General features: G+C 62.8%; 30 protein-coding genes. 15 read left to right on the forward strand and 15 right to left on the reverse strand.

Annotated features, from left to right (window positions below; genetic code table 11):
• Positions 1-485 precede the first annotated feature (485 nt).
• Both JQ611_RS14880 and JQ611_RS14885 read right to left on the reverse strand, forming a co-directional pair.
• On the reverse strand, positions 486-644 hold the full coding sequence (locus tag JQ611_RS14880) for a hypothetical protein (RefSeq protein ID WP_212265827.1): 159 nt from the start codon (positions 642-644) through the stop codon (positions 486-488).
• A gap of 145 nt (positions 645-789) precedes the next feature.
• On the reverse strand, positions 790-975 hold the full coding sequence (locus tag JQ611_RS14885; RefSeq protein ID WP_212465853.1) for a hypothetical protein: 186 nt from the start codon (positions 973-975) through the stop codon (positions 790-792).
• A 37-nt stretch (positions 976-1012) separates the two neighbouring features.
• Between JQ611_RS14885 and JQ611_RS41740 the strand changes: the two genes are divergently transcribed.
• Positions 1013-1198, forward strand: a complete 186-nt coding sequence (locus tag JQ611_RS41740) for a hypothetical protein (RefSeq protein WP_249133190.1) — start codon at positions 1013-1015, stop codon at positions 1196-1198.
• A 342-nt stretch (positions 1199-1540) separates the two neighbouring features.
• Here the strand turns inward: JQ611_RS41740 and JQ611_RS14895 are convergent, their stop codons facing one another.
• Both JQ611_RS14895 and JQ611_RS14900 read right to left on the reverse strand, forming a co-directional pair.
• The gene (locus JQ611_RS14895) at positions 1541-4501 is read right to left on the reverse strand and encodes a bifunctional [glutamine synthetase] adenylyltransferase/[glutamine synthetase]-adenylyl-L-tyrosine phosphorylase (protein ID WP_212465854.1); all 2961 of its coding nucleotides are present in this window, start codon (positions 4499-4501) and stop codon (positions 1541-1543) included.
• Entirely contained in the window at positions 4498-5964 is a 1467-nt protein-coding gene (locus tag JQ611_RS14900) for an ATP-binding protein (protein WP_212386831.1), read from the reverse strand. Before JQ611_RS14900 ends, JQ611_RS14895 begins: the two co-directional genes overlap by 4 nt.
• Positions 5965-6483: 519 nt before the next feature.
• On the opposite strand from JQ611_RS14900, the gene JQ611_RS14905 reads away from it, so the two are divergent.
• Positions 6484-7065 carry a phage integrase central domain-containing protein gene (locus tag JQ611_RS14905; protein WP_212465855.1) on the forward strand — a complete coding sequence of 194 codons (582 nt, stop codon included), beginning with the start codon at positions 6484-6486 and terminating at the stop codon, positions 7063-7065.
• Between the two features lie 593 nt (positions 7066-7658).
• Here the strand turns inward: JQ611_RS14905 and JQ611_RS14910 are convergent.
• Positions 7659-8726 (reverse strand): hypothetical protein, encoded by a 1068-nt coding sequence (locus JQ611_RS14910; RefSeq protein WP_212265834.1) that lies wholly within the window; start codon positions 8724-8726, stop codon positions 7659-7661.
• Between the two features lie 233 nt (positions 8727-8959).
• Here JQ611_RS14910 and JQ611_RS14915 point away from each other — a divergent pair, with 233 nt between their 5' ends.
• Entirely contained in the window at positions 8960-10015 is a 1056-nt protein-coding gene (locus tag JQ611_RS14915; protein ID WP_312010908.1) for a patatin-like phospholipase family protein, read from the forward strand.
• A gap of 3 nt (positions 10016-10018) precedes the next feature.
• Here JQ611_RS14915 and JQ611_RS14920 read toward each other — a convergent pair whose 3' ends face one another.
• Together JQ611_RS14920 and JQ611_RS14925 are read right to left on the reverse strand one after the other, a co-directional pair.
• Positions 10019-10447, reverse strand: a complete 429-nt coding sequence (locus JQ611_RS14920) for a CBS domain-containing protein (protein WP_212265835.1) — start codon at positions 10445-10447, stop codon at positions 10019-10021.
• Between the two features lie 206 nt (positions 10448-10653).
• Positions 10654-11448, reverse strand: coding sequence for a rhomboid family intramembrane serine protease (locus tag JQ611_RS14925; RefSeq protein WP_212265836.1), 795 nt, complete (start codon positions 11446-11448; stop codon positions 10654-10656).
• A gap of 572 nt (positions 11449-12020) precedes the next feature.
• On the opposite strand from JQ611_RS14925, the gene JQ611_RS14930 reads away from it, so the two are divergent.
• Positions 12021-12581, forward strand: coding sequence for a PAS domain-containing protein (locus JQ611_RS14930; protein ID WP_212386837.1), 561 nt, complete (start codon positions 12021-12023; stop codon positions 12579-12581).
• On the opposite strand, the gene JQ611_RS14935 is transcribed toward JQ611_RS14930, so the two are convergent.
• Entirely contained in the window at positions 12568-13341 is a 774-nt protein-coding gene (locus tag JQ611_RS14935) for an enoyl-CoA hydratase-related protein (RefSeq protein ID WP_212465856.1), read from the reverse strand. The two genes, JQ611_RS14930 and JQ611_RS14935, sit on opposite strands and share 14 nt — an antisense overlap.
• Positions 13342-13488: 147 nt before the next feature.
• Here JQ611_RS14935 and JQ611_RS14940 point away from each other — a divergent pair, with 147 nt between their 5' ends.
• The 4 genes from JQ611_RS14940 to JQ611_RS14955 all read left to right on the forward strand — a co-directional run bounded on the left by JQ611_RS14940 (position 13489) and on the right by JQ611_RS14955 (position 16766).
• A complete protein-coding gene (locus JQ611_RS14940; protein WP_212465857.1) occupies positions 13489-13833 on the forward strand; it encodes a hypothetical protein in 345 nt (114 codons plus the stop codon).
• Between the two features lie 98 nt (positions 13834-13931).
• Entirely contained in the window at positions 13932-15095 is a 1164-nt protein-coding gene (locus JQ611_RS14945; RefSeq protein WP_212465858.1) for a CynX/NimT family MFS transporter, read from the forward strand.
• A gap of 96 nt (positions 15096-15191) precedes the next feature.
• The gene (locus JQ611_RS14950; protein WP_212204845.1) at positions 15192-15806 is read left to right on the forward strand and encodes a PilZ domain-containing protein; all 615 of its coding nucleotides are present in this window, start codon (positions 15192-15194) and stop codon (positions 15804-15806) included.
• 330 nt (positions 15807-16136) lie between these two features.
• Entirely contained in the window at positions 16137-16766 is a 630-nt protein-coding gene (locus tag JQ611_RS14955; protein ID WP_212465859.1) for a transglutaminase-like cysteine peptidase, read from the forward strand.
• Between the two features lie 163 nt (positions 16767-16929).
• Here JQ611_RS14955 and JQ611_RS14960 read toward each other — a convergent pair whose 3' ends face one another.
• Entirely contained in the window at positions 16930-18201 is a 1272-nt protein-coding gene (locus JQ611_RS14960) for a phospholipase D-like domain-containing protein (protein WP_212465860.1), read from the reverse strand.
• 114 nt (positions 18202-18315) lie between these two features.
• Between JQ611_RS14960 and JQ611_RS14965 the strand changes: the two genes are divergently transcribed.
• The 4 genes from JQ611_RS14965 to JQ611_RS14980 all read left to right on the forward strand — a co-directional run bounded on the left by JQ611_RS14965 (position 18316) and on the right by JQ611_RS14980 (position 21928).
• Entirely contained in the window at positions 18316-18660 is a 345-nt protein-coding gene (locus tag JQ611_RS14965; RefSeq protein ID WP_212465861.1) for a hypothetical protein, read from the forward strand.
• A gap of 198 nt (positions 18661-18858) precedes the next feature.
• On the forward strand, positions 18859-19755 hold the full coding sequence (locus JQ611_RS14970) for an alpha/beta hydrolase (protein WP_212465862.1): 897 nt from the start codon (positions 18859-18861) through the stop codon (positions 19753-19755).
• Between the two features lie 168 nt (positions 19756-19923).
• Positions 19924-20442, forward strand: coding sequence for a hypothetical protein (locus JQ611_RS14975; protein ID WP_212465863.1), 519 nt, complete (start codon positions 19924-19926; stop codon positions 20440-20442).
• Positions 20443-21115: 673 nt separating this feature from the next.
• Complete coding sequence (locus tag JQ611_RS14980; RefSeq protein WP_212414259.1) at positions 21116-21928, forward strand: dienelactone hydrolase family protein; 813 nt, start codon at positions 21116-21118, stop codon at positions 21926-21928.
• A 318-nt stretch (positions 21929-22246) separates the two neighbouring features.
• On the opposite strand, the gene JQ611_RS14985 is transcribed toward JQ611_RS14980, so the two are convergent.
• Positions 22247-22759, reverse strand: a complete 513-nt coding sequence (locus JQ611_RS14985; RefSeq protein WP_212465864.1) for a hypothetical protein — start codon at positions 22757-22759, stop codon at positions 22247-22249.
• A gap of 134 nt (positions 22760-22893) precedes the next feature.
• Positions 22894-23376: a hypothetical protein gene (locus JQ611_RS14990; protein ID WP_212465865.1), complete on the reverse strand. Its 483-nt coding sequence runs from the start codon at positions 23374-23376 to the stop codon at positions 22894-22896.
• Between the two features lie 39 nt (positions 23377-23415).
• On the opposite strand from JQ611_RS14990, the gene JQ611_RS14995 reads away from it, so the two are divergent.
• Both JQ611_RS14995 and JQ611_RS15000 read left to right on the forward strand, forming a co-directional pair.
• Positions 23416-23727, forward strand: coding sequence for a hypothetical protein (locus JQ611_RS14995; protein WP_409411273.1), 312 nt, complete (start codon positions 23416-23418; stop codon positions 23725-23727).
• On the forward strand, positions 23724-23891 hold the full coding sequence (locus JQ611_RS15000; RefSeq protein WP_212265848.1) for a hypothetical protein: 168 nt from the start codon (positions 23724-23726) through the stop codon (positions 23889-23891). Before JQ611_RS14995 ends, JQ611_RS15000 begins: the two co-directional genes overlap by 4 nt.
• An 8-nt stretch (positions 23892-23899) precedes the next feature.
• Here JQ611_RS15000 and JQ611_RS15005 read toward each other — a convergent pair whose 3' ends face one another.
• Positions 23900-24430: a gamma carbonic anhydrase family protein gene (locus tag JQ611_RS15005; RefSeq protein WP_211996227.1), complete on the reverse strand. Its 531-nt coding sequence runs from the start codon at positions 24428-24430 to the stop codon at positions 23900-23902.
• 89 nt (positions 24431-24519) lie between these two features.
• Positions 24520-24849, reverse strand: a complete 330-nt coding sequence (locus JQ611_RS15010) for a DUF6949 family protein (protein WP_212386853.1) — start codon at positions 24847-24849, stop codon at positions 24520-24522.
• 222 nt (positions 24850-25071) lie between these two features.
• On the opposite strand from JQ611_RS15010, the gene JQ611_RS15015 reads away from it, so the two are divergent.
• Complete coding sequence (locus JQ611_RS15015; protein ID WP_212465866.1) at positions 25072-25785, forward strand: hypothetical protein; 714 nt, start codon at positions 25072-25074, stop codon at positions 25783-25785.
• A gap of 22 nt (positions 25786-25807) precedes the next feature.
• Here JQ611_RS15015 and JQ611_RS15020 read toward each other — a convergent pair whose 3' ends face one another.
• The gene (locus JQ611_RS15020; RefSeq protein WP_192734033.1) at positions 25808-26026 is read right to left on the reverse strand and encodes a DUF3126 family protein; all 219 of its coding nucleotides are present in this window, start codon (positions 26024-26026) and stop codon (positions 25808-25810) included.
• 109 nt (positions 26027-26135) lie between these two features.
• Positions 26136-26963, reverse strand: a complete 828-nt coding sequence (gene cysE / locus JQ611_RS15025) for a serine O-acetyltransferase (protein WP_212265851.1) — start codon at positions 26961-26963, stop codon at positions 26136-26138.
• Between the last annotated feature and the right edge of the window lie 25 nt (positions 26964-26988).

The raw sequence follows: 26988 nt of genomic DNA on the forward strand, positions 1-26988 counted from the left end.
TCTCGTGTGCGAATTGTGCATAAGAATGCTGCACACGAGCATACAGGGCAGCGGAGAGCATCCGACATTCCCTGCGCAATGGCTTTACGGCTTATAACGCGCTCTCCCCGGTGAGACGGCCTCTATTGCCACCGTCGTCCCTCGGAAGCGTTAGCTCCCTTAAGGACTTGACGCCGTTACGGGCGCCAGGACCACACGCCTTCACCGTACGCATCAGCCGCGACCGTCAATCGCAACATCAGCGTCCACCGCGACCCGCCCCTCGTTGTGACGATGGCCAACGCCCCTCTGAGTGGGACGGGATGGCGAGAATGTGCCGATGATTTGGGTCGAAGGAAAGGAAAATATTTTTGATTTTCGGAAATTCTGGACTTGACACGATTTCCGTAAATCGGAACTGATTTGCCCGTCGGGCAAATTTTGTTGATTGCGCTCGCCTTTTTTGCGTCATTCCCGATCGGCAATTGCGTATCGTACAAGGCACCTCAATCAGCGTCGGTAATTTTTCCTTTGCCGGTACAGGCCACGCACTTGGCCGGATAGATTCTGCGGGTTGCCAGCACAGGCTGCTTCACCACGGGGAAGCCCGTTCCTTTGCAGGCGGAGCACGTATGCTCCCTGATTTTTTGTGTCATGATTTTCATTCGCTGCCTCCTGGGTGGTGATCCCGCCAATATGCACGCTGGCCGCCCCAAGACGCTGATCAATATTGCTCATCCTGTGCGAATTTGTACAAGCGGCGGCGGGTCGGGAAAAAGCGCAGCCTGGGTCGATTTGGCAATACAGCTATCATTTCCTTGAAATGAGAGACGCCAATTTCATGTCATTGTGCAAAATGGACTGTTCGGCCCGATCATCCCATTTAAGGGATACGCCCGACCAGTTCCTCTCCGTGACGGTTGCCTGATCGCCTTCATCTGCACCCCAGCGAATGCGACTACCGACCTTGAGATTCCTTGATTCATCGCCGGTCATCGTCGGCTCATGTCCCCGGTGGCCGCGGCCCCTGGAATTGGATGCCGCACTTCTTGATGTTTGCGGCTTGTTCAATGGCAACCATCTGCCCCTTCATTTGGGCAAGCTCGGCTGCGGTCTGCTTGTCGCCGCCGACGAAAAACGCGGCTGGCCAAAAGATGACAACGGCCGCAGCGGTTGCCAGGCCGTCGTTGGTTCGCTTTTGATCCTGAACGCCCGATAGCGAAGCGGCCCGGGTTGAAACGGCCTGTGCTTCCTGAGCCAGTTGCTGACACGTATAACTCTGCTACGCGACCGGCGAGACGTAAGCCGGCATGATATCAGACGAACTCGACGCGCAGCCAGCCAGCGCGGTGCAAAGCACCACGATCCCGAGATTTCGCATTTTTGACTTCCCCTGCCCAGGAGGTGTTGCGCCTACTGTGGCGGGAACACAAGGCACTCGCAGGCAGTTTGGCGCTTCCCGGTATTAGTACTGCCTTCCCGCCAAATGATGCGCGGGGTTTCCATGGCCAACAAAAGGTTGCTGCTTAGCGAATCCACGACGCATCGCGCATCCTGTGAATTACCCCCCACCCACCAGCGCCAGAAACACCCGTCGCACCTCCGCCTCGGTCTCCCTTACCCTTGCCTGCAGCGTCGAGAAATCCGGGGTGTCGCCGGCGCGCGCCATTACGCGCTGCAGATTCTCGCCTGCGGTTTCCGGGTTGAACTTGCCGTTCACGCACAAACGCAAAATCTGGGTCAGGTCGTGATAGAGCCGCGCAGCCTGGCGCAGCACTTCGGCTTCGGCTTGCGGCAGCACGCCTGACCGAGCGGCGTTGTCGAGCACCTGCAGGGTGGAGACGCTGAGGATTTCGGGTTTGGCTGAAGCATAAGCCAGCTGCAGATATTGCGCGATGAAATCGATATCGACGAGGCCGCCGGCTGCGAGTTTCAGGTCCCAGATGTCGTCCTCGCCTTTTTCCAGTGCGATGGCGCGGCGCATGTCGGCGACGTCGGTCGCCGTGCTGGCGGGATCGCGGGAGCGGACCAGCACGCCGCGGATGATGTCCTCGATCTTCTTGCGGAACGCAGGGGATGCCGAAATCACCCGCGCCCTCGTCAGCGCCATGTGCTCCCAGGTCCAGGCCTCGCGTTCCTGATAGTCGGCGAATGAATCGATCCGCGACGCCACCGGGCCGGCGCGGCCCGAGGGGCGCAGCCGCATGTCGACGTCATAGAGCACGCCGTAATTGGTCCGCGTCGTGAAGGCCGAGATCAGGCGCTGGGTCAGCCGCGCAAAATACTGCGCGCCGTGCAGCGACCGCTCGCCGTCGGAATCCGGATACTCCTCGTCGAAATCATAAAGCAGGATCAGATCGAGATCGGAGGACGCGGTCATCTCGCGGCTGCCGAGCCGGCCCATCGCAATGATCGCGGTCTCCTGCCCTTTGATCCTGCCATATTGGGTCGCGAACTGGTCGGTGACGAGACCATGCACGGTGTTCACGATACCTTCGGCCACATCGGCAAAGGCGACGCTGGCCTGCTGCGCCGATACGGTACCTGAAAGAATGCGCGTGCCGATCAGGAACAGGCTTTCCTGGCCGAACAACCGCAACCGGTCGAGAAAGTCCTCGTAGGAATCCGCGTCCTTCAATGTCGTCGCAAGCCGCGCGGACAATTCCTTCTGGTCCGGCATCGCGCCGAAAAAGCGCGGGTCGATCAAGCCGTCCATGATCTGCGGCTGACGCGCCAGCATGTCGCCGAGCCGCGGCGCGGCACCGAGGATCAGCGCCACCAGCGCAACGAGATCGCGGTTCTGGCTCAATAGCGAGATCAACCGCCCGCCGCGCTGCAGCGCGCCGAGGAAACGGTCGAACGCCGTCACGGCATCGTCGGGGTCCTCGGCATGCGCGAGGCCGTCGATCAGGCCGGGGATGAATTCGATGAACGCGCTTTTGGTGGCCTCGTTACGCAGCCCGCGATAATCGCCCGTCATCCATTGCTGCAGGGTGCCTGCGACCATGACCGGCTTCTTGAAACCGAGCGTCGCCAAATGATCCAGCAGCCGCGGGTCTTCGGGTCCCGCGCCGTAATTGACATCGGGCAGTTTCTCGGTGCCGGTCGGATCGCCCTCGAACAGCTTGCTGTAATGCCCCTGCACTGTCTTGAGGTGGCCGAGCAAATCTTTTGCGAAGGCGGCGCGGCTCTCATAGCCGAAGAAGTTTGCGAAACGCTCCATGGCTTCGGGCTCGTCGGGCAGCGCATGGGTCTGCTCGTCCGATATCATCTGCAGCCGGTGCTCGACGCGGCGCAGATATTCGTAAGCGATGGTGAGCTCTTCCTGCGCCTGAAACGTGATCCAGTTGCTGGTCGCCAGCACCTGCAACGCCTGCAGCGTCGGCCGCACCCGCAAATGCGGATGCCGGCCACCCGCGATCAATTGCTGGGTCTGGGCGAAGAATTCGATTTCGCGGATGCCGCCGCGGCCGACCTTGACGTTATGGCCCTCGACCGAGATCTCGCTTTGGCCGCGATAGGTCTGCATCTGCCGCTTCATGTCATGGACGTCGGCAAGCGCGGCGAAATCGAGATGCTTGCGCCAGACAAACGGTGCCAGTTCGGCAATCAGCGCCTCGCCGGCCTTGGGATCACCGGCGCAGGGCCGCGCCTTGATCATCGCGGCGCGTTCCCAAGTGCGCCCTTCCCGCTCGTAATAATGCAGCGCCGCGTCGGTCGACATCGCGACTTGCGTCGAGGCGGGATCGGGGCGCAGCCGCAGATCGACGCGGAACACATAGCCGTCGCCGCTGCGCTGCTGCAGAATCCGTGCGAGCGCCTGCGTGACGCGCACGAAGAACGGCGCCGGTTCGATGTCGGCGACGAGCGAGGTCGCGGCGGGATCGAAGAACACGATCAGGTCGATGTCGCTGGAGTAGTTCAGTTCGCCTGCGCCCATCTTGCCCATCGCGAGCACGATCAGGCCGCAGCCTTCCTCGGGCCGGTCATGGTTGGCTGCATTCATCCGGCCGCGCACGACCTCCTGTCGGAGCAGGAACCGCAGCGCCGCCTGCACTGAAGCGACCGCGAGATCGGTCAGCGCCGCCGTCACGCGCATCACAGGCCAGACCCCGCCGATGTCGCACAGCGCGGTCATCAACGCGGCTTCCGCCTTCATGCGGCGAAGCAGATGCATCACGTCGGCTTCGCTGGCCGCATTGAATACGTCGCTGGTGGTTTTCTCGATCAGCGTGGAAAGGTGCGACTCCGGGTCGCACGCCAGCAAGCGGATCAGCCGCGCGGCGTCGGCGCGGAACAGATCGAACAGATAGGGCGAGAACTCCGCGATGCCCAGCAGGATGCGCCTGGCGAACGGCTGCGCCAGCACGGCCTCGAGCGCAGCCAACTGCGCCGGCTCCAGTTCGGAGAGCCAGGCTGAAAATATCTGTTCGGCATTGCTGGAAGCGGAGACATGCGGCCCGTCCACGAAGCGCGCGGCGAGGCCCTGTCCTTCCGCGTTGCCCGGCGCGGATGAGTTCATGCCACCTTCTGTGGCACATCCTGCGTTTGAGCCGCAAGCCTGTCACCGGAGGCCGCGCGCGCCGGAATGGCCAGCGTCGCGACCAGGCCCGGATGCGCATCGCCGAGCCGCAGTTCGCCGCCATGCAGGGTTGCCACCGCCGAGGCCAGGCTGAGGCCGAGGCCGGACCCCGGCAGCGTCCGGCTGGCCTCCAGCCGCACGAACCGTTCCACCGCGTGCTTGCGATCGCCTTCGGGAATGCCGGGGCCGTGATCGGTGACGCTGAGCAGCACGGTATCGCCCTCGCGCCGCGACTCGATCAGGATCTCCCGGGAACGTGCCGCCACCGCGGCGTCCAGCGGCTGCACCGCCGGATCCGGCTTGCCGTATTTGATCGCGTTCTCGACCAGATTGGCCAGCGCCTGGCTGATCAGCTCGCGGTTGCCGTGCAGGGCTGCGGGTGCGGCCCTGACGCGCAAGGTCAGGCCGTCGTCTTCGGCCAGCGGCTCGTAGAGTTCGTGGATGCCTTTTGCGACGTCGGCGGCGTCGAAATCGTCCATGTTGCCGCGCGCCTGCCCGGACTCGGCGCGCGCGATCATCAACAGCGCGTTGAAGGTGCGGATCAGGCCGTCGGATTCCTCGATGGTGCGTTCGAGCGCGGCGCGGTATTCGCTCTCGCTGCCTGAACTCGCCAATGCCTCCTCGGCGCGGTTGCGCAGCCGCGTCAGCGGTGTCTTCAGGTCATGGGCGATGTTGTCGGAGACTTCCTTGAGCCCCGTCATCAGGGCCTCGATCCGCTCCAGCATGGCGTTGAGATTTTCCGCGAGCCGGTCGAGTTCGTCGCCGCTGCGGCCCACCGGCAGCCGGCCGGAGAGATCGCCGGCCATGATGCGCCGGGTGGTGCCGGTCATGGCGTCGATCCGGTGCAGCACCCGCCGCGCCACGAAGATGCCACCGCCGAGACCGAGCACGATGACGACCAGCAGCGACCATTGCGCGGCGTTGGCGACGATGCCGAACATCCGCCTTCGTTCCTCGAGGTCGCGTCCGACCAGCAGCCGAAAACCGTTGTCGAGTTGGGTGACGCGCACCAGCGCGCGATGGTGGGCGGTGTCCTGCTCGTCGAGCCGGCGGTACGCCGTCTCGGACCAGCCCGAAGAGGCCATTACGCCCGGAGACAGCGATTCGACATTGCCGCCGAACGCCGTTCCTGCCGGCGTGGTGACGAGATAGAGGTTGGCGCCGGGCCGCAGCGTGCGGCGGCCGAGCGTGAGGGCAAGGCCCTGCAGCCCGCGGCGTGCGTAGATGATCTCGATCTCGGCGATCTCGGCGTTGACGGTCGCGGTGATCTGCTCGTTGATCAGCCGGCGCGTATTCCAGGCGAAATAGCCCAGCAACGAAGCGGCAAACAGCGCAAACAAAAACAGGTAGACCAGCGTCAGGCGAAACGCCGTGGTGCGGATCAGTTTACCGAATGCCGTCACGGATCATGTATCCAATCTGAGTGCTTCGTTTGTTATCACTGACCGTCGTTACAGCTTTTATTTCCATTTATTTTCAATGTATTGCTGGCATCTACCGTCGTCTGGCTTCGCTAAAAATCGCCGAACGCCGGCCGGTTTTGGTGAAGTAATGGCAAGTTAACGCTGCTTTCCCTCGTAAAGTATCCGTGATGGTCACCGATCCAAAGCAGGTCGATTTTGGAACAACTAACCATCACGACCGAGCATCCGTGACGGTAAGTGGTAAGCAGAACGGGAACGTTAAAGTGGCACTCAATTCGAACCAAGTTAAATCCCTGCAACCTGGCGTACATGCGGACGGTGGGGGCTTTATCTGGTGGTGCGCGAGAGCGGTGATCGGGTGTGGGCCTTCCGCTTCACCGACCTCGAGGGCAAGCGGGCGCAGATGGAGTTCGCCAGGGCTGGCGACCGCGACGGCGCAAGCGTGACGTTCTGACCCTTAGTGGGGCGCGCGAGAAGGCGCGCGACTATAAGGTCGCGTTGAAGCGCGAGGGCATCGATCCGCGCGTCAAGAAGCGGGCCACCGCTCAGGGCAGCAAGACCTTCAAGGAGTTTGCCGAGGAGCAGTATCCTGATTGGTGCCAAGGGCTGTCCGAAGAGGAGTTAAAGCAGTGGCAGCGCTCCATCCGGGACGTGCCGAGCCTGCACAACAAGAAGCTCCAAGAGATCACCACCGAGCACATATTGGAGGCGCTCAAAGCGATCTGGACCGTGAAGCCGGTCACAGCGTCGCGGACGCGCCAGCGGATCGAGCGGCTGACGGATGCTGCCAAAGCGTTGAGGCTGCGCGCGGGCGAGAACCCGGCCGCATGGCGCGGCAACCTCAAACACCTGCTGCCGTCGCCTCGCAAGCTGAATCGCAAGAAGGGGCATCGGTCCGCGCCGTATACGAAGATGCCGGGAATGATGACAGGGCTGCGCTATGATCCCGGCAACGCCGCGCGCTGCACAGAAGTCGGCATCCTCACCGTGTCGCGGAGCCAGGAAATCCGGCTGATGGAGTGGACGGAGCTCGACTTCGAAGCAAGGACGTGGATGGTTCCGGCTGAGAAGATGGGCTGACTTCATCAAGCCGCGCAAGGATACGTCGAGCGAGCAGCCACCAAGAAAGCGGCCAAAGCTCAATCTCGTCGCCTAACGAGGCGCACAAACCTACAGCATGCGGTGTCAGCTTAGTGCTGCTTGGTGCACTCAATTCCAACATGAGAATAGTTTGATGCCAACGCCCCCACGCAGGTTAGAAGACATTGTAGAGGCGCTGCGGCCGAAACCAGGCACAACGCGAAAATGCACCGTGCTACTTGGTGCTGGCTGTTCGATCAGCGCGGGGATTCCGTCGGCAGGTGCAGTGGTAGAGCATATTGGGCTCCATTGGGTAGGCTATGGAAAGGCGCCGCCGGCCCATGTCTCCAAACGGCTCCTCGCCCCCGGACGGCTCGGCTGACTATCTTCGATGGATAGAAGAACAGGTGTTCTGACAGGGTCTTGATAAGGATGGCGAGAGAGCTGCAAAGCAGCGACCCTGGTCACGATTGGTTTCCTCGCTTGTTAGATCTAACGCGGCCGTCTCGAGGGACGGGCCACGGGCCTCACGGTTCGCCCGGCGAAGCATCGTCCGGAGACGCGCGAAGACGCGCTCCTCACCATGAGGTTCGCTACCGCGCCACGACCTCGACCTCGCCATCAACACCGTTCACCACGTTGAACGGGCGCTCGAACACCTTGCCTTCGTTCTTGGCGATGGCGCGGTATTCGCCTTCGGACAGGACGACGCGGGGAAATGCGCCGATCGATTCCTTGATGACGTCGCCGCCCGGCGTGATGACGGACCAGGCGGTGTTGGCGAGCGCCTCGCCGCCCTTGTCGCTGACCAGTTTTAGCGTGATCACAGCGGCGCGATGGGTGACGATCACGTCGGTCAACTTGCCGGCCTGCACGCGGATGTCGGAACGGACAACGGAATTGGCATCGCCGTAGTTGGAGATGATGTAGTAGGTGCCCTCCGGCAGCAGCGCGACGTCGCCGCCGGCGACGTTGGGCAACAGCGAGGTCCGCTCCGCGCCGTCGAACTGGCTGCCTTTATAAATCGCGAACGAAATCTGGTTCGGCGGGATCTTGGAGGTGCCGACGCGGCCTTCGATGCGCAGGCCGCCGGCCGGAAGCACGAAGGATTCCCGATCGGTCTCCGACTTCAGGCTCACCGCCCGCACCGCGCTGACGAGGCCGAGCGCGACGTGCACGACATAATTGCCCGGCGGCAGCACGATGTTCGGGGTCGCACCGCGGTCCTCGCGGATCAGGCGGAACGTGCCGTTATCGTCCGGCTTGTCCGCGAACACCCGCCACACCAACCCGCTGTTGATGACCGGCAAATCCTTGCCGTAGCGCGCCGTCAACGACAGCACGGCCTGGCCAGGCGTCGCGGCGCCCGGCGGCGGCGCAACCGGCGGGACGGTGGCGATCGACGGCGGCACCAGGGTCGGCTGCGTCAGCGTTGGCGGCAGGGCGGGAATCGAGCCCGGCGGCGCCAGGTTCATCGCAGGACCCGACGGCGCATCCGGAATCGAACCCGGCGGCACCGGCGGCGGGCGATCGGAGAACATCTGGGCCGAAGCCGGGCCAGGTGCCAGCAACACCAAGGCAAACATTGAGGCAAGCAGAAGCCGCGGGAAAAGCCGCCATGCGCTCCCGTCCCCGCCGATGCCATTGCCTCGCCAAGTCATCGCCATGCTTTTCACTGAAAACGCGGCAAATTCAAGCCTGCAGAGTAGCCCGAAAGAGCAGCCCGAAGCCTCCTGGACCAAGGAACCGGCAGTTGATCACGCGGTCGCAGTCCAGTCATAATCTCCGCCTAGGCCGCTTTGGCCGGGCATAAACCATGCATCTGGAATTGATTGACATGATTCTGGTACGGCCATGCCGCGGCGAATATGCTTGAGCCGCAGGAGAGTTTTTCGTGTTGGATAACTGGATGGGCCGCGGCCAAAAGGGCTCCGACGGCCGTGACGAGGTAGGGCTCGGCAGCATCCGCCGGCCGGTGATCGGGCTGGCGCTGGGCGGCGGCGCCGCGCGCGGGTTCGCTCATATCGGCATCATCAAGACCCTGGTCGCCCACGGTATCCATCCCAATGTCGTGGTGGGAACGTCGATGGGCGCGGTGATCGGCGGCGGCTACGCCTCCGGAAATCTCGAAAAGGTGGAAGAATGGGCGCGCGGCCTGCAGCCGCGCAATATTTTCAGCTATCTCGATATCCGTCTCAACGGCTCCGGCCTGATCGGCGGCAGCAGGCTTGCCGCCCAACTCGAGACGACGATGGGTCAGGGCCTGATCGAGGACCTGCCGGTGAAATTCGCCACTGTTGCGACCGAAGTGCGCACCGGCCACGAGATCTGGCTGACCCATGGCCGCATGATCGACGCGATGCAGGCCTCATACGCGCTGCCGGGAATATTCTCGCCGGTCCTGATCGGCGACCGCTGGCTGGTCGATGGCGCGCTGGTCAACCCGGTTCCGGTGTCGGCGGCCCGCGCCCTCGGCGCGGAGATCGTCATCGCCGCCAATCTCTCCAGCGACGTCTTTACCCACTCGACGACGATCTATGCGCATGGCCCTTCCGCCGAGCTTGCGGTTGTGCCGGAAGCAGCGCCTGAACCTGCAACTCCGAAGCGCGGCCTCGGAAAATTCTTCTCCGCCGAACGCACCGTAAAGCGCGAATTCTTCGGCGCGCCCGGCCGGCCGGGAATTTCCACGGTCATGGTCGACGCCTTCAACATCATGCAGGACCGCATCACCCGCGCGCGGCTGGCCGGCGATCCGCCGGATCTCCTGATCTCGCCCCGGGTCGGCAAGATCGGCTTGTTCGATTTTCACCGCGCCGACGATCTGATCGCCCATGGCGTGCGCGCCGCCGAGCGCGCCATCGATTCCATCCAGGAAGCGATCCACATTCTGGCGCCGCCAGCGGCTGGTGCCGCCGCGCCCGCCGAAAAGGCCGGACCAGAGAAAGAATAGGGCTCAGGCGGTCTTGATGTAGTCGCGCAGCGCTTCCTGCTCGGCTTCATATTCGTGGACACGGCGCTTGACGATGTCGCCGATCGAGATCAGGCCGACCACCTTGCCCTCCTCGACGACAGGCAAATGCCTGAACTTGCCCAGCGTCATCATTTCCATGATGCCGCTGACCGTGTCCGACTCCCGGCAACTGACGACCTTGCGCGTCATCACGGCGCTGACCGGCTCATCCAGCACCTTGGCGCCGCGCTCGCCGAGCACACGGACGATGTCGCGTTCCGACAAGATGCCTTCGAGGCGTCCCTGGTTCATGACCAGCACGGCACCGATCTTGCGCTCGCCCAGGAGCTTGACCGCGGCCGAGAGCTTGGCGTCCGGCTCGACGTTCAGGATGTCATGGCCTTTGGAATCGAGAATTGCACGTACCGTCATTGCCGCCTCCTGAATCGGTGCGCACCCCTTTTGGGGGTTCGACTTGTTCGCGAGTCTTCAATCAACAGTTCCGCGCCGAACTCGTTTCAAGAGCGTTCGTTTCAGGCGCGGTCTACAAGCTCGGCTGTCCAGCATGGCAGCGGGCTTTGTCTTGTGTCACACATGTCAAGATGATGGATGAAATCGCGGTGCGCCGCAAGCGACGATCAGACGCGGTCGGCCTCGTCAGGCGATGACGCATCTGCAGCATGCGCTGCCGCCCGTGGCACCGGATCGAACAGCGAAAACAGCATCAGGCCGGCGAGAAATCCGCCGATATGCGCTTGCCACGCCACGGTGCCGCCGTCGGCGCCGATCGCAATCGATCCGACGCCAAAGATGATGTTGACGCCGAACCACACCGCCAGAAATCCCAGCACGCGCGTGTCGCGAAAGGCCTGTCCGAGCGACAGCGCCGGCACCTTCGCCGCTTCATCCGCGTCACCGCGGCTGAACGACAGAAAGCTTCCCTTCACAAAGGCAAAGCGAATGGCGGCCGCCATGGTGCCGGACACCGACGCCGACGCGCCGATCATCGGCGCGATCGCGTGTTCATGCGTGAGCAGATGTGCAATCGCGCCGGCCGCGGCCGTCACGGCCATGAACAGGTAAAACCTGACCGCGCCGAACCGGCGCGCCAGCGCGCTGCCGAACGGCAACAGCCACAGCACGTTGAAGCCGATATGGGTGAGATTGGCGTGCAGCAGCGAATAGGTGACGAAGGTCCAGACCTTGGCGCCCGCTCCGCCGGGAAAATCGATGTTGAGCAGCGTCGAATCGTAGCGTTTCGGAATGAAACCGAAGACGTCGATGGTCCAGTTCTCGAGGTCCGGCGGCAGCAGCACCCGCAGATGAATGACCGCGATCAGCGCGATATAGGCCGTCAGCGCACCCGGCAGGGTCAGGATCGGCTCTCGCGGACCGTCCGGGGCTTCAAGCTGGGTTTCAGGCTGGGATTCCAAGGGGCCAGGGACCTTTAGAGACCTTTAGAGGCGGCTTTGGGGAATAATCGGCCCAGATAGGCGGCTTTGCCCGCGCTGTGCAAGTGCACAAAATGGCTGTGGTGGACATACCCGTGTCCCCGGCTCTGCAGTGCACCGCAAGAGCGCTGCACTGCGTCCGGGACACGAGACAGGGTCGCTATGCCAACAAGAGCAAAGAAAAAGGGAGGACGCTGAGAACGTCCTCCCTCGTCGTGCCGATCTTTTCGCGCCCCTGGAGCTTGGGGGAACATCCCCACCCCTCCCCGCGCGACGACCAAACTGTTTGACGCCACCTGTGTACCAACCGAGCCGGTAAGTCGGAGATAAGCCGGCCGGGCTCGATGCGTTCCACTCTACGCAGGCCGCACCGGGATCGCCAATCTCATAGTTAATTTAACGTTAATAACGCAAAGCCGCCGCCAAAGCGGCCAAACCGCGTCCACGGCATGGACGCTGCACAGCCTGTCCTGCACAACACAGAAGGGACAGCACGTGAGCAAAATCGGGACAGATATGTTTCGCCCTGCCACGGGCGGGGGCGAGGCCAACGTATGAAACATCCATCGAGCCGTCAGTTTTTTGCCTATTGGGACGCAAAACGCGGCCACGCGCGGGCACCTGACCGCAGCGAGATCGAACCTTCCGCGGTACGCGAACTGCTCGGCGACATCTTCGTGCTGGGTTACGAAAACGAGACCGGCTTCCCCTTCCGCGTCGCCGGAACACGGGTCTGCGCCCTGCTCGGCCGCGACGCAAAGGACAGCAGCTTCTCGGCGCTGTTCGCACCAGAGAGCCGCCGCGAAATCGAAGACGTCGTGACTTACGTCGCCGAAGAAATGCTGGCCGCCGTCGCCGGCATCACCGCGACGTCGGAAGACGGCCGGACGGCGCATCTGGAATTGCTGCTGCTGCCGTTCAACAACCGCGCGCACGCGCCGATCAGCGTCACCGGCCTGTTGGCGCCGTTCGAGGACGATCTCGGCACGCTGAAGGATTTCAAGCTGACGTCCTGGCGCTATCTGCACCGGCCGGAAAAACTCGTTCCCCGCGCCTTGCGCAAGCTCGCCATCGCGCGCGGCTTCATGGTGTATGAGGGGATTACCGGCCGCTGAACCGCGCGGCGCGCTTTTCAAGAAACGCGTTGCGTCCCTCCAGCGCATCCGCGCTCTTGCGGATCTCGGCCTGCGTCTCGATTTCGCGCCGGAACTGATCGGCATAACTGGCGTGTTCGCTCTCCTCGAGCAGGCGGCGCGTCGCAACCAGCGCCCGCGTCGGACCGTTTGCAAGCTTGCGCGCCAGCGCCAGCGCGCCGCCCTGAAGCGCGGCATCATCGAACACTTCCCGGACCAGTCCCCATTCCCTGGCCGTCTCGGCCGATAGCGGCTCGTTCATCAACATCAGTTCGAGCGCGCGCTGCCGGCCGACCAGGCGCGGCAACAGCCAGGTCGAGCCCAGATCAGGCACCAGTGCGATCCGGCTGAAGACCTGAATGAAGCTCGCCGAGCGCGCCGCGACAATCACGTCTCCCGCCATCGCGAGACTGAAGCCGCCGCCGGCGGCGACGCCATTGACCGCCACCACGATCGGCACCTGACATTCGCGCAGCGCCCTGAAGGCCGGCCAGTAATACCGCATCACCCCATCGACAATGTCGTCGCCGAGGACGGCCGCGGCCTTGAGGTTCTGGCCGGAGCAAAAGCCGCGGCCGGCGCCGGTCAGGACCAGCGCCCGTACCCCGGGATCCTCGGTCATCTCCGGGATCGCGAGGGCAAGATCGCCCAACAGATCTGGCGTCATCGCATTCAGCGTCGCAGGCTCGTCCAGTGTCAGCACGCCGACGGCATCGTCGCGCTCCCGCTTTACTCCCGGCATCGCATCCCTCCCCGAAATTTGGCCGGCCCTGCCGGGCCCGACATTAAGCATGATGGTACCGAAACAACGCACTGACAAACAATCGCTTTCAGCGGTCTTGACCGAAAACGACCTTTGCCGGGATACTGACCGGATTGGACGTGAGCCATGTTTGAGATCATTATTTTCTGCGTCATTTTACTGGCGGTTTCCTATTGGGCGGTCCTGTGGCTGATGGGACGGCGCGAGGATGTTTTGCACGGCGAGTTCGTCGAAGCCGGCGCGCAGGCCGAAGAACCGGTCCGGCCGGTAATTCCAGATCGACCTGCCCAGCGTGCCGTTCGCCCGCTCTTTCCAAAGAAGCCCATCGTCACGGAGAAGCCGGTTCAAACCGCCATCGCGGAGTTGGCTGCTCAAGCGGCGTTGCCAGCGCAGCCGGCATTCAGGCCGGAACGGCTGGAGTCGCTGCTCAACTCGATCAAGCAGGATCTCCATCAGCTGGTCCAGAAGTAGCTTTCGACCGCCGGCGACGTTCAGGCCGAAATCCGTGCGCGCGTTGACATAGCTCGCTCGCGGTCGGAGGTTGCTCGACAACTCTTGAAGGTGCGGCATTGCGCAATCGCTGGGGCATTCTTGCGATCCTGTTCGTGGTTCGCCTCACGATGGCCTTCCAGTTTCAGAGCGTGGCCGCGGTCGCGCCGTTGCTCGGCAGCAATTTCGGCGTCAGCCTTGCCGATATCGGATTGCTGATCGGTCTTTACTTCACGCCGGGCGTGGCGATTGCGTTGCCGGGCGGCGCAATCGGGCAAAGGTTCGGCGACAAGACCACCGTGCTCGCCGCGCTCACGCTGATGCTGATCGGCGGCCTTGCGATGGCGCTGTCGGATTCCTGGACCGTGCAGATGGCGGGACGGCTGATCGCGGGCGCCGGCGGCGTGCTGCTCAACGTCCAGATGACCAGGATGGTCGCTGACTGGTTCGCCGGTCGCGAGATCGCAACGGCGATGGCGATCTTCATCAATTCATGGCCGGCCGGCATTGCGCTTTCGTTGTTGACCCTGCCCGCGATCGGCACCGCCTGGGGCGTGAGCGCGGTCTATTTCGCGGTCGCAGCCTTGATCGGATGGGGGATCGTTCTTCTTGCCGCGGGCTATCGATCGGCCCCGAATGCGGCTGCGGTCTCCGGCGCTCCCGCACGTCTCGACCGCAACGTAACGATCGCGGTGATCGTCGCGGGGCTGCTCTGGGGCATCTACAATATCGGCTTTGCGATGATCTTCAGCTTCGGACCGTTGTTGCTGGTCGAACGCGGCTGGTCGATCGCGTCAGCAGGATCGACCATCAGCATCGTGCTGTGGCTGGCGGCGCTCGCGGGCCCGGCAGGCGGATTTCTGGCGGATCGAACCAAGCGCCCGCAGACTGTTCTTGTCGGCGGGTGCATCGTGTTCGCGCTGCTGATGCTGATGCTGCCACGCTCCGGCGCCGTGCTGCTGACAGTCGTCGCGCTCGGCCTCGTCTGCGCGCTGCCGTCGGGGCCGATCATGAGCCTGCCCCCGCAGGTGCTGCAGCCTTCCACCCGCGCGATCGGCATGGGCCTGTTCTACACGGTCTATTATGCGGCGATGATGCTGGGGCCGTTTGTCGGCGGCAGCCTCGCCAAATGGACGGGGACCGCTGCCACCGCATTCGACTTCGGTGCGGCGATGGTTTTGCTGTGCCCGCCGCTGCTGTGGACGTTCAACCGGATTGCGGCGGCACGGACACACACAGCTTGATGCACATACTTGATGCAACCGGCGATAACACATCATTAACCCTGTCGGCCTTAGGGTCTTCCTGACGCCGAAGGACCGGACGTCGGGTGGCGAAGAATGTCGTTTGCGCAAAAAAAATCCACTGTCCCGGTCGCTCAGGAGCGACGGCGCTTCCAGCGCGTGAAAGTCCACCTGCTCGGCCGCTATATGCTGCCGGACCGGCGTGAATTTCCCTGCCAGATCATCAATATGTCGCCGGGCGGATTGGCCCTGCTGGCGCCCGGCATCGGCAATGTCGGCGACCGCGTGATCGCCTATCTCGACCATATCGGCCGGGTTGAGGGCAAGATCACCCGCATCATCGACAATGGTTTTGCCATGACCGTGGGCGCGACCGCGCGCAAACGCGACAAGCTCGCCGCCCAGCTCACCTGGCTCGCCAACCGCGATATTCTCAATCTTCCGGAAGACCGCCGCCACGACCGTATCGTGCCGCGCAACCCGATCGCGCTGCTCACGCTCGAGGACGGCAGCAAGATGACCTGCCGGATCATCGACCTCTCGGCGTCGGGTGCGGCGATTGCCGCGGAAAACCGCCCGCCGCTGAAATCGCTTGTCATGCTGGGCAAGGTCCAGTCCCGGGTGGTGCGAAATCTCGAAGAAGGCTTCGCGCTCGAGTTCGTCCACGAGCAAATTGCCGAGACGCTCGAAGACGCGGTTAGCGCGCGGTAAAGCGCCAGCCGCCCCAATCCTCGATTTCCCGACTTCAAAAGGCGGTATCCGCGTTGCCGGATACCGCCTTTGTGCGCTCTGACGCCGGCCAGAGCAGGTTAACGCCGGGCGCTTTTGCAACCGCAAGTGCCGCGGCGGCAGCGTCTGGCGCGTTAATGCGTACAATTTGAATCAATTGCAGTTGTTTCAAATTTTAGGCGAATTTTATTCAAGTATAGATCGAATTCGCCGCGTCTTTTACTTGTATTCGCGTCAAATGTACTTGGCTGACTTAGCGGCGGCGCAAATCCTTTGTGCGAAACATGGTCCCAACAAGAAACGGGGGCCACAATGTTGTTCAGGGGACAGGGGAAGGGATTGGCGGTTGCCGCCATCCTGCTGGGGATGAGCGTCTCTACGAGTTATCAGGCGAAAGCCGGTGACGCGCTCTATGCCAGCCTTGGCGATACCACGCGTTCGCCGATCGGCTGGGTTGAATTCTGCGCCGAGAATCCCGGCGACTGCCGCGGCGGCGCATCACAGCCGCGGGACATCGTGCTGTCGCAGACGGCATGGCGAGATTTGCTGAGAGTCAACAAGTGGGTCAACGAGACCATCAAGCCGATCACCGACATGGATCATTGGGGTGTGATCGAGAAATGGTCGTTGCCGACAGACGGCTACGGCGACTGCGAGGACTACGTGCTGTTGAAGCGCAAGATGCTGATCGACGCCGGCTGGCCGCGCGAGGCGCTGCTGATCACGGTGGTGCGCGACAAGAAGGGCGAAGGCCACGCGGTGCTCACGGTCAAAACCGACAAGGGCGAATTCGTGCTCGACAACCAGAACGAAAACGTCCTCGCCTGGACGGATACTGGCTACCGCTTCGTCAAGCGTCAGTCGCAGAGCGACCCGAATCTGTGGGTGTCGCTCGGTGATAACCGCCCCGCGGTCGCCACCGCCAGTTCTCGCGATCGCTAACGAAACAGGAATTTTACGAACCCGCGACCCGGTCACATCCCCACCCCTCCCCGTCCCAGACCGGTTCGCGCGCGGCCAGGCTTCCCCCAAAGCCTGGCCGCAACTTTTTTGTGACAAAGCCCAGCCGGCGTGCGGACAGATAGACCGGGTGCGTTGCGCTGATCTAGTCTTCCGGCAGCCAGAACTCGAGCATGCGTTTGGTTTCGCCGGTCCTTCGACGCCGTTGCCAATTCGGGTTGCGCGAGAGGAATTGAAACGGGTCCCTGTGCTCTCTTGCGGCCTCTTCGAGATAGGCCCGCCAGCGATAGTGACTGTAGGTCTGCATCGCGTTGATCGAATAGTGCATCGCGATCTCGCGATGACCACGAATGACCAGAAAATTCTCATCGTTCTTGCCGCTCGCAGACTTCGAGAAATTATGCGATCCCGTGATCACGATGGGATCGTCGCCGAACGGGTCGATCACAATCATCTTTGAATGCGTAATGGCGTGGCCGATATGCGCCCGGAAATCTGTCGCGGTGCCCTCCACCGCCCATTCTCCAACCGTCTTGCGCACCCCTGTTGCCTGCGCGGAATCGAGGAAGAAATCCTCGGGGTTCTGTTTCAGCAATTTGAACTCCTCGGCGCCCGTGCTGGTGAACTGCGTCGCCACGCCGCGCACGTACAGGTTCTTTTCCTCCTGCATCCTGAGCAGCGTGCGCACAGGCTCGTTGCCGGGCTGGAACATCACGAAGAGCACGCCTTGCTTCGCGTTCTTCACGAGATCGACGAGTTCCTCGATATCGACCTCGCCGCTCATTTTGGAGAACCAGCTGTCGATTGTGGCGTCGCCGAGCGGGATCCCTCGCTTCGGCCGGTTATTCGAGGCGAGCAGTTCCTCGGACACGACATCGCCCGCTTCGGCCAGCAGCTTGAACTGAGCCTCAAATCGTTCTGCCAGTTCGTCATGAACCAGCATGATCCCGTTGTTGAGCTGAGTACAGAGGCCGGTCGGCGTCCAATTGGTGCTGCCCGTCCACACCTTTTCCGGTTTGAATCCGCCCGCGGCCCGGCGCCCCACAACCACGAACTTGTTGTGCGCCAAGGCCCTCGGTGCGAGGAAACGATCGTGAACCACGACGCCAGCGTCGTTCAGCCGCGTCCGGGCTTCTTCATTTTCGTCCTCTCCTTGCACTTCAACGCTGCCGTTAGCCAGCACGATATGCGCGCGCTCGCCTATTGCGACGAGACCGTCCACCAGTTCCTCGTCGCTCAGTTCGTATAGCGCTGCATGGAGCTCAAGCTCATCGTCGTCGGCCACTTCGGCCATCATCTGCAGCATGGTCTCGCGCAGTGTTCCGCCGAGGAAGGATCGAGCTTCGCGGTCAACCTGCTCGCTGACAACGACGGCCGTCTCTTTCAGCTCCGCGAGGGTGATGCCCTTGCGCTTCATGTAGCGCGCCATGAACTGCGACAGCACGTATCCGCGATTGAAGTGCACGCTGACGCCGTCGCCGCAGTCCGCGCCAAGTGTCAGCGTTCTGGACCATTCACTCGACGGCCCGTCATGCAGTTTGCCATCGGCATCCACCACCCTGGCGACTACGCGATACGCGATCACATCGCCGAGATCGGTCGCGTGATCTGTCCAGTCATAGCGTTGAAACGGCCAGATCTGCGAAGAGCGCGAAGTGAGCTGATTGCCGTCGCCGTCAACTTCCACGTCATCCTCGAAGCCGACGCGGTTCGACAGATATTTGGGCTCCGCGTCACCGCGCCGGCATTCGATGGCGAACCCCAGGCATCCGGGAATGTCATCCGCGTGTGTCCAGACAAGATGCGCATCGTCGGCGTTCGAAAACACTTTGAGATTGATTTCCGACATTCGAACCCCCGCATTGAAGCAGATTGACGTTGAAGGAATTCTTTCCAAGCCTCGCGCTGGACGAAAGTTGCTCTATCATATATCACATCTTTTACGTGTACTTTATATGAAACGGCGACCCTGTTGCTCTGTCGGGGCTCTACGCGCCGCAGGTCCGTAGCGTCTCGGCTTTTCCGCTGCCCGGCCGACGTGCGATGATGGCCGGCCTCATCGGGAGAACCGACCTTGGCCGACACTGAGATCGACGCCATCCGCGCATTGCTGGGTTCGAAACCGCGACCGATCGGTTGGTCGGAGCGGCGCCAGCGGCTCGACGAAGTGGGATCAACCTGGCCGATAGCTTCCGATGTGAAATGTGACGCCGTCGATTGCGACGGCGTCCCCGGCGAGTGGTCGCTTGTATCAGGCAGCGACGCGTCGCGCGTGCTGCTGTATTTTCACGGCGGCGGTTATTGCTCCGGTTCGATCCAGAGCCATCGCCGGATGGTGACGGAAGCCGGCCGCGCGGCGCAGTCGCGCGCGCTCGCGATCGATTACCGGCGCGCGCCCGAGCACCCCTATCCGGCTGCCCATGAGGACGCGCTGACGGCGTGGCGCTTCCTGCGCAAGCAAGGCATACCGGCGGCAAACATCGCCGTCGGCGGCGACAGTGCCGGCGGTAATCTCGCGCTCGGGCTGATCGGCCGGTTGCGTGCGGAAGGCGAGCAGCTGCCCGGCTGCGCCTGGCTGGTCTCGCCCTGGACCGACCTGACGATGTCGGGCACCACGCTCGACACCAAGGATGCGACGGACCCGCTGATCCACCGGGCCTATCTCGCCGAACTCGCGGACGCCTATGCGCCGTCGCCGATCGATCGCAGGGATCCGCTGATCTCGCCATTATTTGCGGATCTCGCCGGCTTTCCGCCGCTCCTGATCCAGGTCGGCTCGGCCGAAACGCTGCTGGCGGACGCCACACGGCTGGCGGCCGCCGCCGGATCTGATAACGTCGAGGTGAGCCTCGAAATCTGGCCGCACATGATCCATGCGTGGCCGGTCTGGAATGCGAGATTGGAAGATGGCCGCCGCGCATTGGCGAAGGCGGGGCAATTTGTCCGCGCGCATCTGCAAAGACCGCCGTAGAGCGTGTGCAGGCCGCGCAGGCCGCCCAAGGCCATTCTGCAGCGCAAAAGCCCGGGATTATTGATGTTTTACCCGGAATCCCGCCTCGACTGGGTGAATCCCTGGTTTCGGCGCAGCCAAGCCTGTGGTATTCGAGGGCATTGAAATTACGTCCGGATTTAGAGTCTCATGATCGAACCCACCCCCCGGAATACCAGTGCGCTTGCGCGCATCAGTGGCCAGCCGATCGCAATCGGCGCTGCGGCCCTCGTCATTGTCGTGCTGGGAATAGGTTCAATCACGCTGTGGCGGGCCTATACCGGCACCGCGCCCGAAACCGACCGCGTCGTCGCGGTCAGGCAATTGCAGGCGCGTACCGCGCAGGCGTCCGAACAGCTGGTCGAGAAAACCAAAGGCATCGAAGCCACCCAGCAGGAATCGATCGATCAGCTCCAAGTGGTCCAGGATCAATTACTGACGGTGCGCCGCCTGCTCGCCGCGCAGCAGGCCGATACCAGAAAGCTCTCCGAACAGGTCGGGACCCTGACCGAATCGATCGACGGCTTGCGGCAATCGTTCGCGAGCGCGCAGGCGGCCGAACCGGCCGCCCCGCCCTCTGCCCGCAAACGGTCGGTCAGGAAATCCAACGTGGCAAAGCCGCGCGCCAGCAAGAGCGCCAAACTCAAGCGCGGCAGGTCGAACGGCTGACGCCCGCCCCGGACGCGGTCCGGGGACCGTCCCTCAAAGCAGAGGAACGGACTGAGCGCCTTGGTGATATCCCGCACGATCAGTACCCTTTGCGCGGCTGATCGTGACGCGTTCAGCGCCAGTCCGCCGCGCGGGCTGCAGGCCGGCGGCAGTTCTCCACCAGATGCCACCAAAAATCCGCCTTCCTGCCAATTTTGTGTTCCGAGTGTGAACTGCTTCACATATGGCCGCGGGAATCTCCTGCATGCTGCAGTTCACCGGATGGCGTGAGCCGATTTCAATATCCGGGGCTGGCAAGGTCGTTGACGGTATACTGCGTCGACGGCCTTGTTTTTTTGGCCCCCATTCATCCCTCGCCCCGGCGCTTCCGAAATCCCGATCAGATTTAACTCGCAGGCAGGTGATTTGCCTTTGGCCGGCATTGTTTGCTGAATGCGGCTCTCTTGAGCCCGTGCGATCCTGATACATGAGGACCGCACTCTACTCGTTTGTTTTTGATGCGTTTTCGGCGCAGATAAGTCTACGCAATCTGCGTAAACTTGATCGCGATGCGGGGGAAACCCTTGCGCCGGAAGACGCCATGCAAGGAACCTCCCCAATGAGCGCCGAACCCCTGCCGACCGCCGATGTCATCGGACTGACGAAAATCGCGCCGTTTTCCCGCCGCAGCTTCATGACCGCGACGGCCGCCGTCACGGCCGGCTATACGCTGGCCGCCGGGCCGGTGCGGGCCGACGTTATCAAGACCGACACCAACGGCCTTAACGCCGGCGATGCCCGGATCAAGGTGACCGACGGTGAGATGCCCGGCTATTTCGCCCGTCCCGAAGGCGCCGCCAATCCGCCGGTCGTGCTGGTAGCGATGGAGATTTTCGGGCTGCATGAATACATCAAGGACGTGACGCGGCGCCTCGCCAAGCTCGGCGTGTTTGCGGTGGCGCCGGATTATTATTTCCGCAAGGGCACCGATCTCACCAAGGTCACCGACATCCCCCAACTGCTGCCGATCGTGAATTCGAAACCGGACGCCGAATTGCTGTCCGACCTCGACAGCACGGTGGCGTGGGCGAAGTCGCAGGGCGGCGATACTTCGCGGCTCGGCATCATCGGGTTCTGCCGCGGCGGGCGGACGGTTTGGGAATATGCCGCCCATAGTCCCACGCTGAAGGCAGGCGCCGCGTTTTACGGCCCGCCGGTCGATCCGCCGAACCCGCTCTGGCCGAAGAGCCCGACGCAGCTCGCGCCCGAGATGAAGGCGCCGGTGCTGGGCCTCTATGGTGAAGCCGATAGCGGCATTCCCGTCGCCGCCGTGGAAGCCCTGAAAGCCGCCCTGGCGGCGAACAAGAAGACCGCCGAGTTCAAGATCTATCCGGGCGCCCCGCATGGCTTCCACGCCGACTATCGTGCCAGCTATCGCAAGGAAGCGGCCGACGATGCGTGGGCGCAGATGCAGGCCTGGTTCAAGAAATACGGCGTGCTGAGCTAAGAATAGCCACGGGCAAACCACAGGCGTGAAAAATGGCGCGCAGCCAACGGCTGCGCGCTATTTCAAGGGACGGCCTATCCGACGCGATCGCTGTTGCGATGCGGCCTGGATACCGTCTGCTCGATTTCCCAGAGTATCCAGACGACGGCCGCTCCCAGACTAACAACGATACCCAGGAGCACGAACGTCAAAGCCGGGACTGTGAGCATGTTCAGCATCCCTGATGTGATGCAAGCGACGTACCAGCAAACCAAACGCGGCCTCGGTGATTAAACACCGGGGCCGCCGAAATAATCCCGATAACCCGCCAGGCCGGGATTAGTTGCAAACCTGAACCGGCTGAAGGCGCCAGCCATAGGGGGCCAGCACGCGCTGCTGAACGACGTAGCAGCCGCCATCGCCGTAATCGTAGCCGTAATTGGCGTAATACGGGTAACCGTCATCATAGCCGTTGTAATAGCCGTACGGTCCGTAGAGCCCGTAGCCGAGGCCGGCGCCGACGACGGCTGCAGCGGCAAGGGGAAATCCACGATGACGGAAGCCGTGATGGTAACCGCCGCGATAACCGGCAAAGTTGCCGCCGCGAAATCCGGCCGCTACGGGAAGCGCCGCCGCACGGAAACCACCGCCGATCGCTGCGGCGCGAAACCCTCCGCCGCCTATGCCAATCCCGCCGCCCCGGAAGCCGCCGCCGTGGAAACCACCGCCATGGAAGCCGCCACCGCCGCGAAACCCTCCCCCGCCGAAGCCGCCGCGGGCCGAAGCTGTGTCCGGCACCAGCATGGCGAGCGATGCGGCCGCGACCAAGGCGATCATCGTTTTGCGTAACATCACACATTCTCCTGCTAAGGACTCGCCGCAAGCGAGTGGAAAACATTCTGCTTCCCACCACAAATCTAGGACGGGTTCTCAGCAATCGCGCGGCCTGTTTTCTCACTTCTGCGCGACTGGCAATTTGCAACGTTCTAGCAGCCCCGGCAGATGCTCTTCACCTTGCGGTCGATGGTCCTGTTTTCCTGTTGGATGGCGGCATCGACATCCGCGTGCGGTTGCGCCGTCGACCCTGTGCCCGCAGCGCCGGTCGTGACCCCGGCCCCGGTGTTCACGGCCGGGCCCGACGATTGGGCGGTGCCGGCGCTGTTGGTGCCGGGCGCAGCGGGAAGCCTGGCCGCGTTGCCGCTCGGATCGTTGCCCGAATTGTTCAGACCTGCCGCGTTTGCCGGGCCGGGTGGCACGCCATGCATGGAGGTCGAGCCGGCGCCCGCCGATCCCGCATTGGGCGTACCGACCGCGCTGCTGCTTCCTGTCGTCGAGCCGCTCGCGGCGCCGCCGGCACTTGTGCCGCCAGCACTTCCGCTGCCGCCGCCTGCGCTTTGCGCGAACGAAATGGCCGGCACCGTCAGGATGGTGAGCGCGATCATTGCTGCAAATGCGGTTGGTTTGGTCATCGAGAACTCCTTTCCTGGTTCAACGACGGCGAAACAGGCTTGTTCCGGCCGGAACGATTTCGGGCGCGGACCATTATGCAAACGTATCCGCCACGTTGCCGGAGCCGAGGACGCTTGCTCAAACTGATCGCTTTCGACGACGACACGTTCGACAAGCTGACCCAGCTTGGACGCGACCGGATGGCGACGATTCAGGAACTGGCCGATGAAGCCTTTGCTGACGTTTTGAAGAAGCACGGCATCCCGATCGATCTCAAGGACGCACTTCGCAAGAGCGCAAGACTTTCCAGCGCCAAAACAGAAAAAATTGCAAAACAGAAGAAGTCAAAAGCCCAGAAGGCAACATCATGACGACCGAGCCCGATCCGTTCGAGCAGGGTCAGCGCGCCGCGCGCGCGAACATTCCGGCTGAAGCAAATCCATATCAGGACGGCAGCGAACAGCACGCACTCTGGGCAGCCGGGCACGAACAGGTTGCCAGCGCGGCAGAGGTCAACGAATCCGAAGATACCTGACGCTGTGTTCAGCCGATCTTCTTCAAACCTTTTTTGAAGCGCGGCCCGTTGATGGCGTAGGACTTCGCCGCACGTCCCATCGCCGTCGCCTGCTCGGGCGAAAGCGTGCGGATCACGCGCGCGGGCGAGCCGATGATCAGGGAATGCTCGGGAAATTCCTTGCCCTCGGTGATGACGGACCCCGCGCCGACGACGCTGCCGCGGCCGATTTTCGCGCCGTTCATCACGATCGATCCCATCCCGACCAGCGCGCCGTCCTCGAGCGTGCAGCCGTGCAGGATGACGTTGTGGCCGACGGTGCAGTTTTTGCCGATCGTCAGCGGAAAGCCGGGGTCGGTGTGGCAGGTCGAATTGTCCTGCACGTTGGAGCCTTCGCCGATCTCGATCCACTCATTGTCGCCGCGGAGCACCGCGCCGAACCACACGCTGGCCCCATTCTTCAGACGCACCTTGCCGATGACGGTGGCGGTATCGGCGATGAAATAGTTTCCGTCCGCGGGAAGATCGGGCCCCTGCCCGTCAAGTTCGTAGATCGCCATGATGATCAGGTCTCCGTTTGTGGAGACCTTGGCACAGCCGCCAGCGCATGATCAAGCAAGCGGCCGGATACGCCTCAGGCGAACAGGCTCTAAGCGACCAGGCCTGCGGCCCGCAGCGTCATCAGGAAGAACGTGCCGGACATCAGGCTCCAGAAACCGGCGAGCACGGTCGCCATCATCACGAATTCGAAGCGGCGGCGCTCGATCCTGGCGCCGCGCAGCGTATTGCGCATGATGATGAAGGGGGCAGCAAAAACCAGGAACGGAACCGCGGCGAACGTCTTCGGCGCCACGCCATCCCCGAGTAGCCCGAAACCGGCGGGCCGCGCCGCCATGGCCTGGTAGCCGCAGGTCAACGCGCCGGCGAGCGCAAAACCGATGCAAAGGGAAAACAGGGAATTCAACGCATCGGGCGACATGGAACACATCCGCTACAGAGCAAACCGCGCCCTGCTTTCGCAAAATCGGGGACCCGCCGCCACAGCATCCTTAAGGAAAGGTTAACAGCGGGCGGCCGCAGCCCCGTTTGCGCATGGCTCGCGCTTGCCCGATGCCGGTGAGATCATACGGAAATCCCGCCGCCCGTGGCATATTCGCCGGGTGATTCGGCCTCCGCCTCGAACTCGACCGATACTTCTTTCATGACATTGCTTTCGACGGCCCAGCACATCGCCCGCGACACGCGAAAAGACCCGCGCTCGCACATGGTCCTGATCGTGGTGGCGGCGACCATCACCGCCGGCGCAATCGGGCTCGTGGCCTATCTCCTGTGGCCGACCTGGGGCAATGGTGCAGCCAACGCGCCGTCGCGATTACCGGTCAGCGTGGGCGGTACCCTCTTTAACGTGCCGACGTCGGCGATCCGCAGGAAAATCCAGCGCCATTCCGGTCCACAGGAACGCGTCGATCTCAACTTCACATTCCCTTCGCTCGAAGCGCCCGAGTTGCCCCGGCACATGAGCGCCGATACGGTCGAAGAAAAGGTGCAGCCGATCGACCGGATCTTCCTGTCGATCTCGGCGCACCACGACACACTGGCGCCCGACGTCCGGGTCCGCACCATCTATCCGCGCTATCTGGAGCAGGCCGCAACGCCGATCGACGACGGACTGGCGATGCGCGCGTTTCGCGACGGCTCGCCCTATGCCAACGAGGATCTGTTCACCGCCAGCGCGCCAGGCCTCAACGCGCGCTGCACGCGCGACGGGGTGACGCCCGGAATGTGCCTGAGCGAGCGCCGTGTCGACGGCGCCGACCTGACATTCAGATTTCCGCGGAGCTGGCTATCGCAATGGCGCGACGTCGCCAATGCGATGAACCGTTTGACAGCGCAATTGCACGGGCCGCAAAAATAGCGGCGCGGACGCGCGTTACGCCTCAGCCCTGATCGACCAGGTCTTCCTCGAGGATCGCCATCTGGAACTGGAAGGAACGATCGTCGTCTTCGTCGTCGACGAACAGGACGCCGATGAACTCCTCACCGATATACACCTCGGCGGAATCATCCTTTTTCGGGCGCGGCACCACGCGAATTTTCTGGTTGCCGAATACGCGCTTGAGATAGGCGTCGAGCTTCCTGACTTCCTGAACGTCCACGGCGGTCTCCAATCGGATATTATGCGGTTTCCGGGGAGTATTAGGCCGAGACGGCGCAGACCGCCAGCCGTATCTTCACGAGTTTGACAGGTCAGAAAGTCCTTGAAAATCAGATCCCGATCGCGTTGAGCATCTGGTCCATGGTGCGCGATGGCTCGGCGCAGCCGGCTTCGCCAACGATCTTGGCCGGAACACCCGCCACGGTGACGTTATGCGGCACCGGTTTGACCACCACCGAGCCGGCGGCGATGCGCGCGCAGTGACCGATCTCGATATTGCCGAGAATTTTCGCGCCGGCCCCGATCAGCACGCCGTGGCGAATCTTGGGATGGCGATCCTCGTTCTCCTTGCCGGTGCCGCCGAGCGTGACACCGTGCAGGATCGAAACGTCATCCTCGATGACAGCCGTCTCACCGCAGACGAAACCGGTCGCATGATCGAGGAAGATGCCGCGGCCGATGGTCGCCGCCGGGTTGATGTCGGTCTGGAACACCGCGGACGCCCGGCTCTGCAGGTAGTAGGCGAAATCCTTGCGCCCTCGCTTGTACAGCCAGTGCGCCAGTCGATGGGTCTGCAGGGCGTGGAAGCCCTTGAAGTAAAGCAAGGGATCGATGAAGCGCGACGTTGCAGGATCGCGGTCATAGACCGCGACCAGATCGGCGCGGAACGCATTGCCGAGATCGGGCTCGTCGCGCAGCGCCTCGTCATAGGTCTGGCGGATCAGATCGCCCGACAGCGCCGAATGATCGAGCCGCTCGGCCAGGCGGTGGATCACCGCATCTTCCAGCCGCTCGTGATGCAGCACGGTCGAGTAGATGAAGGACGCCAGTTCCGGCTCGCGGCGAACGATGTCTTCCGCCTCGTTCCGCACGCGATCCCAGATCGGATCGAGCGCGGTCAGCTTCGAACCCTGCGGACTGACCTGATGCACTGCCATGGGTTTCTCTCGGGTTTCTCTCGGG

Source organism: Bradyrhizobium sp. AUGA SZCCT0182 (assembly GCF_018130185.1).
Taxonomy (GTDB): domain Bacteria; phylum Pseudomonadota; class Alphaproteobacteria; order Rhizobiales; family Xanthobacteraceae; genus Bradyrhizobium.